General features: G+C 61.5%; 14 protein-coding genes. 3 read left to right on the forward strand and 11 right to left on the reverse strand.

The genetic code is table 11. The features are described 5' to 3' along the window. Positions 1-374: 374 nt before the first annotated feature. The 4 genes from KHO33_RS27545 to KHO33_RS27560 form a co-directional block, all read right to left on the reverse strand. Positions 375-1,193, reverse strand: a complete 819-nt coding sequence (locus tag KHO33_RS27545) for an ABC transporter permease subunit (RefSeq protein WP_054035329.1) — start codon at positions 1,191-1,193, stop codon at positions 375-377. Further along, a complete protein-coding gene (locus KHO33_RS27550) occupies positions 1,193-2,122 on the reverse strand; it encodes an ABC transporter permease subunit (protein ID WP_054035328.1) in 930 nt (309 codons plus the stop codon). The genes KHO33_RS27545 and KHO33_RS27550 overlap by 1 nt, the downstream gene beginning before the upstream one ends. After that, the gene (locus KHO33_RS27555; protein WP_200566076.1) at positions 2,119-3,285 is read right to left on the reverse strand and encodes an ABC transporter ATP-binding protein; all 1,167 of its coding nucleotides are present in this window, start codon (positions 3,283-3,285) and stop codon (positions 2,119-2,121) included. Before KHO33_RS27555 ends, KHO33_RS27550 begins: the two co-directional genes overlap by 4 nt. Positions 3,286-3,377: 92 nt before the next feature. Beyond that, positions 3,378-4,478 carry a polyamine ABC transporter substrate-binding protein gene (locus KHO33_RS27560; protein WP_200566077.1) on the reverse strand — a complete coding sequence of 367 codons (1,101 nt, stop codon included), beginning with the start codon at positions 4,476-4,478 and terminating at the stop codon, positions 3,378-3,380. A gap of 527 nt (positions 4,479-5,005) precedes the next feature. On the opposite strand from KHO33_RS27560, the gene KHO33_RS27565 reads away from it, so the two are divergent. Together KHO33_RS27565 and KHO33_RS27570 are read left to right on the forward strand one after the other, a co-directional pair. Continuing rightward, on the forward strand, positions 5,006-6,310 hold the full coding sequence (locus KHO33_RS27565) for an Nramp family divalent metal transporter (protein ID WP_200566078.1): 1,305 nt from the start codon (positions 5,006-5,008) through the stop codon (positions 6,308-6,310). Between the two features lie 64 nt (positions 6,311-6,374). Then, positions 6,375-6,578 carry a DUF1289 domain-containing protein gene (locus KHO33_RS27570; RefSeq protein ID WP_028199276.1) on the forward strand — a complete coding sequence of 68 codons (204 nt, stop codon included), beginning with the start codon at positions 6,375-6,377 and terminating at the stop codon, positions 6,576-6,578. Positions 6,579-6,716: 138 nt separating this feature from the next. Here KHO33_RS27570 and KHO33_RS27575 read toward each other — a convergent pair whose 3' ends face one another. The 4 genes from KHO33_RS27575 to KHO33_RS27590 all read right to left on the reverse strand — a co-directional run bounded on the left by KHO33_RS27575 (position 6,717) and on the right by KHO33_RS27590 (position 11,599). Further along, a complete protein-coding gene (locus tag KHO33_RS27575; protein ID WP_200566079.1) occupies positions 6,717-7,373 on the reverse strand; it encodes an OmpW/AlkL family protein in 657 nt (218 codons plus the stop codon). Positions 7,374-7,442: 69 nt separating this feature from the next. Next, a complete protein-coding gene (locus tag KHO33_RS27580; protein ID WP_200566080.1) occupies positions 7,443-8,633 on the reverse strand; it encodes an NAD(P)H-dependent flavin oxidoreductase in 1,191 nt (396 codons plus the stop codon). A 253-nt stretch (positions 8,634-8,886) separates the two neighbouring features. Further along, complete coding sequence (locus KHO33_RS27585) at positions 8,887-10,479, reverse strand: ABC-F family ATPase (protein WP_054035326.1); 1,593 nt, start codon at positions 10,477-10,479, stop codon at positions 8,887-8,889. A 157-nt stretch (positions 10,480-10,636) separates the two neighbouring features. After that, positions 10,637-11,599 (reverse strand): NAD(P)-dependent oxidoreductase, encoded by a 963-nt coding sequence (locus KHO33_RS27590; protein ID WP_200566081.1) that lies wholly within the window; start codon positions 11,597-11,599, stop codon positions 10,637-10,639. Positions 11,600-11,774: 175 nt separating this feature from the next. On the opposite strand from KHO33_RS27590, the gene KHO33_RS27595 reads away from it, so the two are divergent. Beyond that, positions 11,775-11,981, forward strand: coding sequence for a dodecin (locus KHO33_RS27595; RefSeq protein WP_054035325.1), 207 nt, complete (start codon positions 11,775-11,777; stop codon positions 11,979-11,981). A 177-nt stretch (positions 11,982-12,158) separates the two neighbouring features. On the opposite strand, the gene KHO33_RS27600 is transcribed toward KHO33_RS27595, so the two are convergent. From KHO33_RS27600 to KHO33_RS27610, 3 genes are all read right to left on the reverse strand, one after another. Further along, positions 12,159-13,253 carry a BMP family ABC transporter substrate-binding protein gene (locus tag KHO33_RS27600; protein WP_200566082.1) on the reverse strand — a complete coding sequence of 365 codons (1,095 nt, stop codon included), beginning with the start codon at positions 13,251-13,253 and terminating at the stop codon, positions 12,159-12,161. Between the two features lie 67 nt (positions 13,254-13,320). Next, entirely contained in the window at positions 13,321-14,250 is a 930-nt protein-coding gene (locus KHO33_RS27605) for an ABC transporter permease (protein WP_200566083.1), read from the reverse strand. Positions 14,251-14,268: 18 nt separating this feature from the next. After that, a complete protein-coding gene (locus tag KHO33_RS27610) occupies positions 14,269-15,375 on the reverse strand; it encodes an ABC transporter permease (protein ID WP_200566084.1) in 1,107 nt (368 codons plus the stop codon). Between the last annotated feature and the right edge of the window lie 90 nt (positions 15,376-15,465).

Below are 15,465 nucleotides of genomic sequence, written 5' to 3' on the forward strand. Positions count from 1 at the left end.
TCGACTGGTCCTCCGCCATGAACCAGTTCGCTATTCTGTTTGGAGAGCGTTTTACCAACGCACGCGGGTAACTCCGCCAACCGCCTCGCACACAAAAATGCGGACAGGTTCAGCGCCGCCGGAAGTATGACGCCCTTGTCACAAGCACGTGCAGCGGCACGAACACAGATTCCAGTCGCACCACTACCACTTGCAGACTACGGTGCCCACTTAGCAGGGGCTTCTAGCCGCTTTCTTTTGCCTACTTTTCTTTGCGGCGGCAAAGAAAAGTAGGTGCCGCCCCGCACAGGGGCAACGCTAATAGACCACTAACAAATCAAGGAAAGGCCAACGCCCCAGGAACACTGACAAAAGCGCCGCGCAGGCAAAAAAACCTACACAGCCATCACTGCCCTCTTCCTCTCAGCCCGCTGCATAAAATAATTCCCCAAAACAACCCCAACAGTAACCACAGCAATAAACAAAGTAGCCAACGCATTCATCTCAGGATTCAACCCAAGCCGAACACGAGAAAAAACAACCAGTGGCAACGTCGTCGACCCAGGCCCCGACAAAAACGCCGACAAAACCAGATCGTCGATAGACAAGGTAAACGACAACAACCACCCAGAAATCAGCGCCTGCGAAATCAACGGCAACGTAATGAAGAAAAACACCTTCAGCGGCGTAGCCCCAAGATCCAGCGCGGCTTCCTCAAGCGAAGGATTCAACTCCTTCACCCGCGACTGCACGATGATGGCCACATACGAAATACACAGCATCACGTGCCCGATCCAGATCGTGAAAATACCGCGCCCAGCGGGCCACCCCAACCACTTGGCCATTTCGATGAACAGCAGCAGCAGCGAAATCCCCTGAATCACCTCGGGAATCACCAGCGGCGCATTGATCATCCCCGTGTAAAGGGTAAAGCCCCGAAACCGCCCCATGCGGGCCAAAACAAACCCGGCCCACGTGCCGATAATCACCGAAGCAAACGCCGTCAGCAACGCCACGCGCAAAGATAACCACGCCGCCGCGATCAACTCGTCGTCCTGCAACAGCGCCGCATACCAGCGCGTCGAAAACCGCGTCCACACCGTGACCAGTTGCGATTCGTTGAACGAATACACAACCAGACTCACGATCGGAACGTAGAGGAACAGAAACCCGATCCCCAAAGCAATGATCTGCAAAATCCGGTTCGGCTTCATCAGCGCCTTTCCTCCATCGCCTTCGCCTGCGCGTACTGGAAAAACGCCATCGGCACCAATAACAACAACACCATCGCGCACGTCACGGCAGACGCCATCGGCCAATCGGCATTGTCGAAAAACTCATTCCACATCACGCGGCCAATCATCAGCGTGTTCGCGCCGCCCAGCAATTCCGGAATCACGTACTCGCCTACCGCCGGAATAAACACCAGCAAACACCCGGCAATAATGCCGTTCTTCGACAGCGGCAAGGTGATCTGCCAGAACGCCCGCCACGGCTTCGCACCGAGGTCGTAGGCGGCTTCCAGCAAGGTCATGTCCATCTTCACCAGATGCGCATACAACGGCATCACGAGAAACGGCAGGTACGAATACACCATGCCGATATAAACCGCGGTGTTCGTGTGATACAACTCGATCGGCGTATGGATCAGCCCGGTCGACATCAGGAAGTTGTTCAGCAAGCCGTTGTTCTTCAGGATTCCGATCCATGCATACACGCGAATCAGAAACGACGTCCAGAACGGCAGCATCACCGCCATCATCAGCAGATTGCGGCTCGCCGGATTCGATCGGGCAATGTAATACGCCATCGGATAACCGATCAGCAAACACAGCAACGTGGATATCCCCGCCACCACCACCGAATTCACATAGGTCGCGAAATAGAGGCTGTCGGTCAGCAGAAATGCATAGTGCGACAGGTCTAGCGCGACGTGAACCACACCATCGGTGTATTTGGCGAGTTCGGTATAAGGCGGAATGCCAAGCTGCAAATCGGCGAAGCTGATCTTCACGACCAGCAGGAACGGCACGAGGAAAAACAGCAGCAGCCAGATGAACGGGCCGGCCACCACCGCTGTGCGGGCAGTCAGATTGAAACGGCGCACCGGCCAGGACGCGAAAGAACTGATCGAGCGCTTCATGACGTCAGCACCACGCCAGCCGATGCGCTCCAGCGCACATACACCTCGTCGCCCCAGGTGGGCGGATCGATCTCGGTCAAGGCAAGGCTCGTCACGTTGGCAATCACCGTTTTGCCGGCGTCGAGTTTCACGTGGTACAGCGAATAGCCGCCCATGTAGGCGATATTCGTTACCACGCCCTTGCCCCAGTTGTACGCACCCTCAGGCGGTTTGCGCGTGAGCGCGATGCGCTCGGGCCGCACGGAAATCGTCACCGGCATGCCGAGCGGCCCGGTAATGCCATGGCTCACGTAGAGACGGACCGGCAAGTCGGGCGTTTCGATGAACACGTGATCGGGTTCGTCTTCGACGACGTTGCCGTCGAACAGATTGGTCGAACCGATGAACTCGGCCGAAAAACGGCTATTCGGATATTCGTACACCTCGTGCGGTGTGCCGAGCTGGACGATCTCGCCTTCGCTCATCACGGCAAGACGGTCCGCCATCGTCATCGCCTCTTCCTGGTCGTGCGTCACCATCATGCAGGTCACACCGACCTTGTCGAGAATGTTGACCAGTTCGATCTGCGTGCGCTGGCGGATCTGCTTGTCGAGCGCGGACATCGGTTCGTCGAGCAACAGCAGCTTCGGCCGTTTGACGAGCGAGCGCGCGAGCGCCACACGCTGCTGCTGACCGCCGGAGAGCTGATGCGGCTTGCGCTTCGCAAACCGGCCCATCTGCACGAGATCGAGCGCGGTCTGCACGCGGTCTTTCAGTTCAGACTTCGGCACGCCTTCCTGCTTCAGGCCGAAGGCGACGTTGGCCTCGACCGTCATGTGCGGAAACAGCGCGTATGACTGGAACATCATGTTGACCGGCCGGCGATAAGGCGGCAATTGCGCGAGGTCTTCGCCGTCGATCAGGATCTTGCCGGACGTGATCGATTCGAGGCCGGCCAGCATGCGCAACAAGGTCGATTTGCCACAGCCGGAACTGCCGAGCAGCGCGAACAGCTCGCCCTTTTTCACCGACAGGTTGACCCCTTTGACCGCCGCGGTCTCGCCGAACTTCTTCACGATGTCGACGATCTGGACGAAATTCTCTGCGGCATCGCCTGCTGCGGCGTTCAGGCCCGGGGACGGCACGGCGGTCCCTGCCATCGCGCCCGACTGGTCACTACTCATCACAATGCTTTACTCCGGCGTTTGACGAACAAAGCCCCCGGTGGACACCGAGGGCTTCTTGATGATACTTACGCGTTCACTCTGGCTGCGAATCAGCGGCCGGACTTGAATTCAGTCCACAGCCGCGTTTGCAGACGCTGGATTTCCGGCGGCAGCGGCTTCAGCAGGAACAGCGTCTTGATGACTTCAGGCGAGGGGTACACGGCCGGGTCGTTCGCCACGTCCTTGTCCACGTACTTGCGCGCTTCGAGGTTGGCGCTCGGATAGTAGACGGCGTTGGTGATCGCGGCGTGAACCTGCGGCGTTTCGATGTAGTTGATCCACTCGAGCGCGGCTTCCTTGTTCTTCGCGTCTTTCGGAATCGCCATCACGTCGAACCACACCGGGGCGCCGCCCTTCGGAATGTAGTACTCGATCTTGAAGGCCTTCTTCGCCTCGACCGCGCGATGCTTGGCGATCACAACGTCGCCCGACCAGCCGTACGCGAAGCACACGTCGCCGCCGACCAGATCGTTGATGTAGCCCGACGAGTTGAACTGCGTGATGTACGGGCGGATCTTCTTCATCATCTCGAGCGCGGCGCGGTAGTCGGCCGGGTTCGTGCTCATCGGATCCTTGCCGATGTAGTGCAACGCGGCGGCAAACATCTGGTCCGGCGCGTCGAGCACGGACACGCCGCAGGTCTTCAGCTTCGAAATGTTTTCCGGCTTGAAGAGGACGTCCCAACTGTCGAGCGGCACGTTCTTGCCGAGGATCTGCTGCGCTTTGGTCACGTTGTAGCCGAGGCCGGTCGTGCCGTATGCCCACGGTACCGTGTACTTGTTGCCCGGATCGGCGCCGGCCACGAGGGCCATCAGCGAGGGATCGAGGTACTTCAGGTTCGGCAGCTTCGATTTGTCGAGCGGCGCGAAGATGCCCGCGGCAATCTGCTTGCCGGCGTAGTTGCTGGTCGGCACGACGATGTCGTAACCGGAACTGCCGGTGAGGAGCTTGGCTTGCAGCGTGTCGTCGCTGTCGTAGTTGTCGTATTTGACCTGGACACCGGACTGCTTGGTGAAATTCGGAATGGTGTCCTTGGCGATGTAATCGGACCAGTTATACACGTTGAGCTGCGTGTCTTTCGCAGCAGCCGTCAACCACGGTGTCGCGCACAGAACCAGTGCCGCCACTTGTCCCACTACCCGTCTTTTCATCCCGTTCTCCGATCCTGACCGGCCCGCGCCGGCTGTCTTCAACCACGCCGCGGCACACCGCACGCGGCTCCCCTGAAAAATCCGAAAACTACCATTAATTATTGCGCGCACCAAAAAAAATACCAGGCTGTCGCGCAAACGGTACAGCGTAAGCCGCGCCGCTACAAAATGGGCGCAATTTTAGCGGGTTATCGGCGCGTGTCTACCCGAAAAAAACACCAGTGGCGGCCCCGTTGTTATCTCTTTGTCAAGTTGCGGCGGCCGCGCCCTGCCGGGTTCGCATCCAGGCGGCAGCCGGAGGCCGCTTTCCGCGAATCTTATGCCTTACAGCTAACCTCGAGCTAACCTCGATGCGAGCGTAAGCCACCCGTCGCGCCACGGTGCACAATAGCGCAGAGAGACTTGTAGACAGCGCGGCGCCAACCACGCGAGCGCGTCTTGGCCCCTTGGCCTCGCTGCGTCGCGTGCCGGCTTCGCTGCGGGCACGTCACTTGCACACGGGTGCAGTCTTAAACCTCCAGGCGTCGATGAACACGAATCCGTCCGCGTTGCGACCGAACCGCCGCCGGCGTCTGCCGGACGGCGGGCCGGCACGCCCCGCGCACTGGTTTTCGTTCGTCGGCGCGGGGGCCTTGATCGCGGTCGGCTATATCGATCCGGGCAACTGGGCGACGGCGCTCGCCGCCGGCGCGGGTTACGGCTACCGGCTGCTGAGCATGGTGCTGCTGGCGAGCCTGATGGCGATGCTGCTGCAGTGGCTGTCGTCACGCCTCGGCGTCGTGACTGGGCGCGACCTTGCGCAGATCTGCCGCGAGCGCTCGAGCCGCCGCGTCACGCTGTTCCTGTGGCTGACCAGCGAGGTCGCGATCATCGCGTGCGACGTCGCCGAGGTGGTCGGCAGCGCCGTCGCGTTGCAATTGCTACTGGGCGTGTCGCTGACGGTCGGCGTGCTGATGTCGGCGGTCTGCACGTTCGCCCTGCTGGCGCTCCAGCAGGCAGGCGGGCGTCGGCTCGAGGCGGTGATCGCGGCGCTGATCGGCTTTGTCGGCCTGTGCTTCGTCGTCGAACTGGCGCTGGCGCGGCCCGACTGGCACGCCGCGCTGGCCGGCACCGCGCCGAGCCTCGATCTGCTGCGCAACGTGGGCATGGTGTGGCTGGCGGCGGGCATCGTCGGCGCGACGGTGATGCCGCATAACCTGTATCTGCACTCCGCGCTCGTCAAGCACCATGCGCCGGAGGGCAGCGACGCCCAGATCAAGGCAGCGTTACAGGTCGTGAATCTGGACACCTTTGCGTCGCTTTCGTTTGCCTTCGTCATCAACGCGGCGTTGCTGATCGTAGCGGCCGCGGTGTTCTATGCGAGCGGCCATCGCGACGTCACCGATCTCGCCGATGCGCACCGGCTGATCGCCCCGCTCCTCGGCACGCACTGGGCCGGCATCCTGTTCGCGGCGGCGCTGCTCGCGTGCGGCCTGAGCGCGACAGTCACCGGCACGCTGGCCGGTCAGGCGGTGATGGAAGGTTTTCTGCGTCTGCGCTTGCCGCGCTGGAAGCGCGCGCTGCTCACCCGGGCGCTGGCGATCGGGCCCGCCCTCCTCGCCGTCGCGCTGTTCGGTCAGCACGGCTCCAATCAACTGCTGGTGGCGAGCCAGGTGGTGTTGAGCCTGCAACTGCCGCTCGCGGTCGTGCCGCTGATCCGCTACACGTCGGACGCCAGCCTGATGCACGGCTGGCACGTGCGCGGCCTACCACTTCTCCTGGCCTGGCTGTCGGCGGCGTTCATCGTCGTGCTCAACGGCGCGTTGTTGTGGCAGTTGGCGTTCGGGGGATAAGGCAGGCTTGTTTGATCTATCGGTTAACATAGCGGAACTTTGCTTCTCCGCCCCAAGGTTTCCGATGGCTTCGAATCTCCACGATCTTCCCGACAGCCCGTGCATCGGTGTCTGTTCCACGCTTTTCGACGAGGTCTGCAAAGGCTGCGGCCGCACCGCCACCGAAGTATCCAACTGGGTGTTCCTGAGCGACGAGGAAAAACGCGCGGTGTGGGTACGCATCGAGCAAGACGGCACCGCGATGCGTTTCAAGAACGACAAGCTGTAGACACCCGCACGCCGTGACCACGCGCATCGGCCCTCCTGCCGGAAAGTTCGTCTCCCGACTCGGATCGCAGTTGCAATAAAAAACGCCGGACATTCCGGCGTTTTTTGCGTGAAGAACGCAGATTCTCGAGCGCGGCAATCAGAACCGCATACCGACACCCAAACCGACCACCACCGGGTCGATGTTCAGCCGGCCAAGCGATTGACCGCCAAGCGTTGCGTCGGTGTGCATCCAGATCTTCTTGATGTCCGCATTGACGAATAGCGACTTGGTCACCTGCACGTCCACACCTGCCTGCAACGCAGGGCCGAAGCTATGGTTGGTGATCGAGATCGGCTGACCGCCAGCATTCAGGCCGTTGTTATAGAACAACGTGTAGTTCAACCCCGCACCGACGTACGGACGGATGCGCCCAGCGTGGTTGAAGTGATACTGCAGCAGCAGCGTGGGCGGTAACACGTTCACACCGCCGAGATTGCCGAGACTCGACGTCAACTGATGCCGCGACGTGCCGAGAATCAGCTCGACGCCGAGGTAGTCGCGGATCATGTAGGTCAGATCCAGCTCCGGCACGATGGCGTTATTGACGTCCACATTGAGCGCCGAAAGCGACTGGTTGGTCCCCACGTTCGGCATGATGCTGATTGCGCGCAAACGCACCAGCACGTCGCCGGCGTGAATGCCGCTCATCTGGTCGTCGCCGGCAGCCTGCGCTGGTGAGGCCAGCGCGCCCGCGCCTAGCAGGCATGTCGCGACGACTGCGGCCTTGATTCTGTTCCTGAGCAAGTGCTTCATGTGCTTCCCCGAGTGTTGTTTGCGTGCGGGGATTGTCGAAGGTCCTGTCAGGTTTCACGTTGACCCGTATCAACCCAGCGAGAACGCCCAACGACCTGCGACAGCGGGTCGCGTCGCACCGGTCAGGAGCAGTTCGATCAGGTCGTGGACGCTGCGGATGGCCGTGCCGAACGGCAACGCTTCGCGGCCGCGAAAGAACAGGCCATTGGCCACGTCGCCGCGCAATGCCGCGGCGAGTCGCGTGTCGATGCAGAAGTGGCCGAACTTCTCGACACCGTCGCGCCAACCACACACGCTGAGGCATTCGAGCGCGGTCGGACAGACGTGTTTGAGCGCGCCGATCTTCTCGCGGATTTTTGTTTCGTGCCGCAGATAGCGCATCAGCCACGGTGTTTTCACCGCGCGCGCAGGCAACCCCGTCACGCTGACAAATTCGACGATGTCGTCGGGTGTCGCTTCGGCTAGTACGCGTTTGAAGTTCAGATGCGCGTCGCCTTCTTCAGTCACAGCGAACGGCGTGCCGAGCTGCACGCCGCTGGCACCGGCGTTCAGCAGTTCGCGCACTGCTTCGTGACTGTTGATGCCGCCTGCGACGATCAAGGGCACGTCCTGACGACTCAAACCGAGCGACGTGAATACCGCGTCGAGATCCTCAAGCACACGCAAGAATTCGAAGCGCGGGTCGTGCATGTCAGCGAGATTGGTCACGCCGAGATGGCCGCCTGCGTGGGCCGGATGCTCGATCACGACGGCGTCGGGCAGACAGCCCTTTTTCATCCACTTCTTCAGCACCAGCGCGACGCCGCGGCTATCCGACAGAATGGGGATCAGCGCGATGTCGTGGCCCCCGGTCATGTCCGGCAAATCAAGCGGTAAGCCAGCGCCCATGACAATGGCATCGGCGCCGCTTTCGCAGGCGACCCGCACGTACTCCGCTTGCGCGTTGACCGCTTTCATCACGTTGACGGCGATCATGCCGCGACCTTCGCTAAGTGCCTTGGCGGCGAGGATTTCACGCGCCAGCGCGGTGAGGTTCGCCTGTTCGAGCGTAGACCGGTCGGGGGATTGCCGGCAGCATTCGATCAGATCGGGATGATGATGACGCAGGTCGATGCTGGCGATGGTGCCGAGTGCGCCTTCGCGGGCGACGCTGCCGGCCAGCCGGTGGGCCGAGATGCCGACGCCCATGCCGCCTTGCACGATCGGAAGCAGCGAGCGGCCGCGGATAACGAGTGGTGGGAAAGAGTGAGAGGTGTGCATTGACGACCCGATGGGTGGACTATCGAAACGGTGATAATCGATCGTCGGGCGCGACATGCGTTGCTTTGGGTCAATGAGGCTGCTTGCGGGTTTGTTTTTGAGGCCGGTTGGTTGACGTTGGTCACTTCACGGTGAGATTGATTCGTACGGACGGACCAACCCGCCCCCCCCCGGCGTGCAAGACGCCCACCATGAAAAAAGCCCGCTTCGAAGAAGCTGGCTTTGCCTAGCACTACACCGTGAAGCAGAACGCTTACTGCACGCCCTGACTCAACAGGAAGTCTTCATAGTTGCCGCCGAAGTCGTTCAGCGTGCCGTTGGTTTTCACTTCGATGATCCGGTTCGCGAGGCCACTCACGAACTCACGGTCGTGCGACACGAAAATCAACGTGCCTTCGTACTTGTCGAGCGCGATCTGCAGCGATTCGATCGACTCCATGTCCATGTGGTTGGTCGGCTCGTCCATCAGCAACACATTGTGACGGCCCAGCATCAACTTACCCCAGATCATGCGGCCCTTCTCACCACCGGAGAGCACCTTGACCGACTTGCGGATGTCGTCGGCATTGAACAGCAGACGGCCGAGCGTGCCGCGCACCATCTGCTCGTCGTCGCCTTCCTGGCGGTAGCCGTCGATCCAGTCCATCAGCGTGACGTCGGTCGGAAACTCTTCATACGTGTCCTGCGGCATGTAGCCAACGTTCGCGTTTTCAGCCCACTTCACGGTACCGTGATCGAGCGTGAGCTTGCCGAGCAGCGAACGCAGCAGCGTAGTCTTACCCGCGCCGTTCTCGCCGATGATCGCGATACGCTCGCCCGGTTGCACGCTGACGCTGAAGTCGTTGAAGATCTGACGCTCGTACTTCTTCGAGATCTTGTCGGCGACCACCGCGATGTTGTGAAGCTTCTTCTCGTACTCGAAGCGGATGAACGGATTCTGCCGTGACGATGGCTTGAATTCCTCGATCTTGATCTTGTCGATCATCTTCAGACGGCTGGTGGCCTGACGCGCCTTCGACTTGTTCGCCGAGAAGCGGCGCACGAAGTCCTGCAGGTCGGCGACGCGTTCCTTCGCCTTGGCGTTGGCGTTCTGCTGACGCTCGCGCGCCTGCGTGCTGGCCAGCATGTAGTCGTCGTAGTTGCCCGGATAGACCTTCAGCGTGCCGAAGTCCATGTCGGCCATGTGCGTGCACACCTGGTTCAAAAAGTGACGATCGTGCGAGATGATGATCATCGTCGAGTTGTACTGGTTGAGCACGTCTTCCAGCCAACGGATCGAGTTGATGTCCAGGTTGTTGGTCGGTTCGTCCAGCAACAGCACGTCCGGCTTCGAGAACAGCGCCTGCGCGAGCAGCACGCGCAGTTTCCAGCCCGGTGCGACGTTGCTCATCGGGCCATTGTGGTCTTCGATCGCGATGCCGATGCCGAGCAGCAGTTCGCCGGCACGCGCTTCCGCGGTGTAACCGTCGTACTCGGCGAACTTCGCTTCGAGTTCGGCGGCGTGCATGTAGTCGTCGTCGGTGGCATCCGGGTTGGCGTAGATCGCGTCGCGCTCGGTCATGGCAGCCCACATTTCCGTGTGGCCCATCATCACGACGTCGAGCACGCGCACGTCTTCGTACGCGAACTGATCCTGACGCAGCTTGCCGAGGCGAACGTTCGGTTCGAGCATCACGTTGCCGGAGCTCGGTTCGAGATCGCTACCCAGGATCTTCATGAAGGTAGACTTGCCGCAGCCGTTCGCACCGATCAGGCCGTAGCGGTTCCCTTCCCCGAATTTGACCGAGATGTTCTCGAAGAGGGGCTTTGGCCCGAATTGCATGGTGATATTGGCGGTAGACAGCACGGCGCGTCCTTTAAGGTGATATCGGCGAACAACCCAATATTTTAGCAGGTTATCGCGAATTCAACCCACGCGAGCGCTGTGCTCGTGCGTTTCGACGCCGCTTTTTCGTCCCGTTTGCGCCCCGTTTGCGCCCGATTTTCGCCTCCCCGCCTACCTTCTAGTCGCCGCGCGGCGTCTGCAAAACGTCGATGAAGGCCGACAGATCGGCCTCGCCCAGCCCCATCGCCGCGCCGAGCCGTAATAGTTGCTGGACCGTCGACGAAACCGGCATCGGCGTGCCGGTCTCGTACGCCGTCGCGGCGACCGTGTCGATGTCCTTCTGGAACGTACGGAATGCGCCGATCGGCGCGAGACCGCTTTGCGTCATGCGCGGCACGAAAATCTGCAGCAGCACTGAATCGGCCCAACCGCCAGCGAGACCTTGTGTCAGTTTTGAGGCGTCGATGCCGCTGCGCTGCGCAAGGCTCACGGCCTCGGCGATCGCCGCCAGGGTCGCGGTGACGATCGTCTGATTGCACAGCTTGGCGGTCTGCCCCGCTCCTACATCGCCCATGTGCGTGACGCGGGCCGAATACGCGGCGAGGAGCCGCGTCACAGCCTCGACGTCCGCTGCGGCGCCGCCCGCCATGATCGCCAGCGTGCCCGCCGTCGCGCCCGCTACGCCGCCGGATACCGGCGCGTCGATCCAGCCGACGCCTGCAGTGCCTGTGCCCGCATCTCGCTGTCGCCCACCCTCGCCCGTAGCAGCACTCAGACCTTCCGCCGCAACTGCCGCCACCGCCGCCGCGCGCTGCGCGAACGCGCGCGTGGCCGCCGGCGGAATGCTCGAATGATCGACAATCAAGCGCACGCGTCTCGGCGCGGTGGCATCCGCGCTCAGCAGTCCCTCGGCGCCGAACACCGTTTCTTCAACCGCCGCAGCATCCGCGACGCACAACAGCACCACCTCACACCGCGAGGCCAGTTCGCGCGGCGTATCGACCACCTTGGCCCCGTCCGCCAGCAACGCTTCCGCCTTGGCCCGCGTGCGATTCCAGACATGCACGGCATGCCCCGCGCGCAGCAGATGCCGGATCATCGGCGCGCCCATCAGACCGGGACCGCAAAAACCAATTTCCACTTTCAAGCCTCGTCAGGTTTCGGATTGAGTTGCGCGGACATCATAACGGCCTCGCTCCGCCGCGGCATATCGGGCACGCGATGTGCGGGATGACTTACCCATACGAGCGACGTCGACAGCAATCCATTGCCTATACTTTTTTTTGCACACCAACGAAGGTCAAAGGAGGAAGTTCATGTCAGAACATGTTTACAAACAAATCGAACTGACCGGCTCATCGACCAAATCGATCGACGACGCAATCAGCACCGCGATTAAAAAAGCGTCGAAGACGCTGCGCAATCTGCACTGGTTCGAAGTGACGGAAACGCGGGGCCAGATCGAGAACGACAAGGTCGCCTACTGGCAGGTGACCATCAAGGTCGGCCTGCGCATCGACTAGCGCTTCGCCCGAAACATCTCCAACACATAATCTGAAGCAAAAAAAAGCTGCGTCCGTACTGGACGCAGCGTCTTAAAGCAGCGGTTGCTGAGACCGCCGCCTGGTCGATTGTTACCCGGTCATTCGCGACTCGGTCGATCCTTCCGCGATTCGTTCTAGACGACCGCGCGAGCCGGTTTACTTCGGCAGCGTACCGTCCACGCCTTCCACATACCAGTTCAGGCGTTGCAGTTCCGGATCGGTCAGCGTCTTGCCTGCCGGCACCTTCACCGCGCCGGACTGATCCTTGATCGGGCCCGTGAACACGTCCCACTTGCCGCCCGCCAGGTCGTCGCGCTTCGCCGCCACCTGCTTCTGCGCATCAGCCGGAATCGCCGACGTATTCAGGTCTTCAAGATTGACGGCCTTCTGCGGAATGCCCCACCACACCGGATCGTTCTTCCACTTGCCGTCCAGCACCTGCTGAATAGCCGCGTTGTAATACACGCCCCAGTGCGCGACCACCGAACCGAGGTGCGCATCAGGACCAAACTTCTTCATGTCCGAATCCCAGCCGAACGCATGCACGTGCTTTTCCGATGCGGTCGCGAGCGTCGCGCTCGAATCGGTGTTTTGCAGCAGCACGTCGGCGCCCTGGCCGATCAGCGTTTCAGCAGCCTGCTTTTCCTTGCCCGGATCGAACCAGCTGTTGATCCAGATGACCTTCGTGTGGATCTTCGGATTCACCGAACGCGCGCCGAGCGTGTACGCGTTGATGTTGCGGATCACCTCAGGAATCGGCACCGATGCGACAAAGCCGAGCGTGTTGGTCTTCGTCACATAACCGGCAGCGACGCCTGCCAGGTAGGCGCCCTGGTACATGCGCACGTCATAGGTGCCGAAGTTCGGCGCCTTCTTGTAGCCGGTTGCGTGCAGGAACACCGTATCCGGGAAGTCCTTTGCGACCTTCAGTTCGAAGTCCTGGTAGCCGAAGCTCGAACCGATGATGATCTTGTTGCCCTTGTTCGCCAGATCGCGGAACACACGTTCCGAGTCGGCCGATTCAGGCACGTTCTCGATGCGGGTAATCTTGATCTTGTTGCCGAACTTCGCTTCGGCTTCCTTCGAGCCCTGATCGTGCGCGAAGGTCCAGCCGGCGTCGCCCGGATTGCCGAGGTAGACGAACGCGACGCCCGGTGCATCGGCCGCTTGCGCGGTTTGCGCGAGCGGCGCGGCAAGCGCCAGGGAGGCCGCGCCCCACGCGAAGGCGGTCAGCAGATTTCTTCTCTTCATGTTTTCTCCTGTCGTGTTTGTCGATTGATTTGAAACGTGTGGTCGGTCGTATGAAGCGACAAGCGTGTCATCCCGCCGAGAAAAACGGCTTGCCAAGCGACGCGGGCGCATTCAGACGAATTGTGTTCGGGTTACGCGAAATCAGCACGAGCACGACGACGGTCGCAACATACGGCAGCATCGCCAGAAACTGCGTCGGCACCGGCACGCCGATGGCCTGAGCGTAAAACTGCAGACCCGTCACAGCGCCGAACAGCAGCGCGCCGATCAGGAGACGCCCCGGCCGCCATGTCGCGAACACCACCAGCGCGAGCGCGATCCAGCCGCGGCCCGACGTAAGTTGCTCCTGCCACAAGTGCAGGTTGACGATCGAGTAATAGCCGCCGGCGAGACCCGCCATGCCGCCGCCGAAGGCCACCGCGCCATAACGCACGCCGACCACCGGAAAGCCGACCGAGTGCGCCACTTGCGGCGATTCGCCGACCGAACGCAGCACGAGGCCCGCACGCGTGCGATACAGGAACCACCAGATCACCGCGAACATCAGGAACGCGAGGTAATCGAGAGGCGTGAGGCTGAAAAGCGCGGGTCCGAGCACCGGGATCTTCGAGAGCCCCGGAATGGTCCACGTGTCGATCGTGGCGCGCACCGCGGCCGACGTGTACGGTTTGCCGACATAGGCTGACAGGCCGATGCCGAAGATCGTCAGCGAGAGGCCGGTGGCAACCTGGTTGGCAAGCATGGTCAGCGTGAGGAACGCGAACAGCAACGACATCGCAAGACCCGCACCGATCGCGGCGACCACGCCGAGCCATGGGTTGCCGGTAATGGCGGTGACCGCGTAGCCGGTCACGGCGCCCATCAGCATCATGCCTTCGACGCCGAGGTTAAGCACGCCCGACTTCTCGGTGACGAGTTCGCCCGCGCCCGCGAACATCAGCGGAATTGCGGCGGTGACGGCGCTCGAGGTGAGCGCGCTGGCTTGTTGAATATCCATGGAGATCCGCCGGGAAAATCAGTGGGCCTGCGCGGCGGCGGAGCGCCGGCGCACGCGGTAGTTCACGAACAGGTCGGCACCCAGCAGGCAGAACAGCAGCAGCCCCTGGAACACGCCGGAGAGCGCCTGCGGCAATTGCATCGAGGTCTGCACCGCTTCGCCGCCGAGGTACAGCAGCGCCATCAGCAAGCTCGCGAGCACGATGCCGACCGGATGCAGCCGTCCGACGAACACCACGATGATCGCGGTGAAGCCGTAACCCGGCGACCATGTCGCCTGCAACTGGCCGATCGGACCGGCGATCTCGCCCATCCCGGCGAGACCCGCCAGACCGCCGCTGATCAGCAACGACGTCCAGATGGTTTTCTTGTCGGAGAACCCGGCGTAGCGCGCAGCGAGCGGCGCGAGACCGCCGACGTTCATCCGGTAGCCCGCGAAGCTCTTGCGCATGAACAGCCACACGCACGGAATCGCAATCAACGTGATGAACACGGATGCGTTCAGCCGCGTGCCGCGCAGCCATTTCCAGTGCCAGTCGCCGGAAAAGGTCGGGTACAGCGCGTCGCCGCTGAACATCTCCGAAAGCGGGAAATTCATGCCCTGCGGATCGCGCCACGGACCGCTCACCAGATAGATCAGCAACTGCGTGGCCACATACGTGAGCATCAGGCTGACGAGAATTTCGTTGGTGTTGAAGCGGCTTTTCAGGAGCGCCGGAATCGCGGCCCACACCATGCCGCCGAGCACGCCTGCGATCATCATGGTCGGCAGAATCCACCAGCCGGTGGCCTGATCGAAATAGATCGCGACGCCGCTGGCGGCAATGCCACCAAGCAGCATCTGCCCTTCAGCGCCGATGTTCCAGACGTTGGCGCGATAACCGATCGCGAGGCCAAGCCCGATCAGGCACAACGGCGAAGCCTTCAGCAGCAGTTCGGACCAGCCGTTCACGCTGGAGAGCGGTTCGATGAAAAACGCGTGCATGGCTGCGAGCGGATCACGGCCGACCAGGCTGAAGATCAGGAAGCCGATCACGAGCGTGAGCAACGCGGCGATCAGCGGCACGGCGACCTGCATCGTGCGCGAGGGCGTCGTGCGTGCTTCGAGTCGATACGGAAGAATCATGGGAGCGTGTGCTTATGTGAGTGCTTGTATCTGGTTCTGGTGCTTATGGAGCTTTAGCGTCGATCAGCTATCCGATCGCGCATCGATCCG

It is taken from the genome of Paraburkholderia nemoris, assembly GCF_905221015.1.
Classification (GTDB): domain Bacteria; phylum Pseudomonadota; class Gammaproteobacteria; order Burkholderiales; family Burkholderiaceae; genus Paraburkholderia; species Paraburkholderia nemoris.

Bases quoted from the DNA above. Each gene is read 5' to 3' on its own strand.
- KHO33_RS27605 (WP_200566083.1), bottom strand. From the start codon at position 14,250: ATGGATATTCAACAAGCCAGCGCGCTCACCTCGAGCGCCGTCACCGCC.
- KHO33_RS27580 (WP_200566080.1), bottom strand. From the start codon at position 8,633: ATGCACACCTCTCACTCTTTCCCACCACTCGTTATCCGCGGCCGCTCG.
- KHO33_RS27610 (WP_200566084.1), bottom strand. From the start codon at position 15,375: ATGATTCTTCCGTATCGACTCGAAGCACGCACGACGCCCTCGCGCACG.
- KHO33_RS27560 (WP_200566077.1), bottom strand. From the start codon at position 4,478: ATGAAAAGACGGGTAGTGGGACAAGTGGCGGCACTGGTTCTGTGCGCG.
- KHO33_RS27545 (WP_054035329.1), bottom strand. From the start codon at position 1,193: ATGAAGCCGAACCGGATTTTGCAGATCATTGCTTTGGGGATCGGGTTT.
- KHO33_RS27595 (WP_054035325.1), top strand. From the start codon at position 11,775: ATGTCAGAACATGTTTACAAACAAATCGAACTGACCGGCTCATCGACC.
- KHO33_RS27550 (WP_054035328.1), bottom strand. From the start codon at position 2,122: ATGAAGCGCTCGATCAGTTCTTTCGCGTCCTGGCCGGTGCGCCGTTTC.
- KHO33_RS27565 (WP_200566078.1), top strand. From the start codon at position 5,006: ATGAACACGAATCCGTCCGCGTTGCGACCGAACCGCCGCCGGCGTCTG.
- KHO33_RS27575 (WP_200566079.1), bottom strand. From the start codon at position 7,373: ATGAAGCACTTGCTCAGGAACAGAATCAAGGCCGCAGTCGTCGCGACA.
- KHO33_RS27600 (WP_200566082.1), bottom strand. From the start codon at position 13,253: ATGAAGAGAAGAAATCTGCTGACCGCCTTCGCGTGGGGCGCGGCCTCC.
- KHO33_RS27570 (WP_028199276.1), top strand. From the start codon at position 6,375: ATGGCTTCGAATCTCCACGATCTTCCCGACAGCCCGTGCATCGGTGTC.
- KHO33_RS27555 (WP_200566076.1), bottom strand. From the start codon at position 3,285: ATGAGTAGTGACCAGTCGGGCGCGATGGCAGGGACCGCCGTGCCGTCC.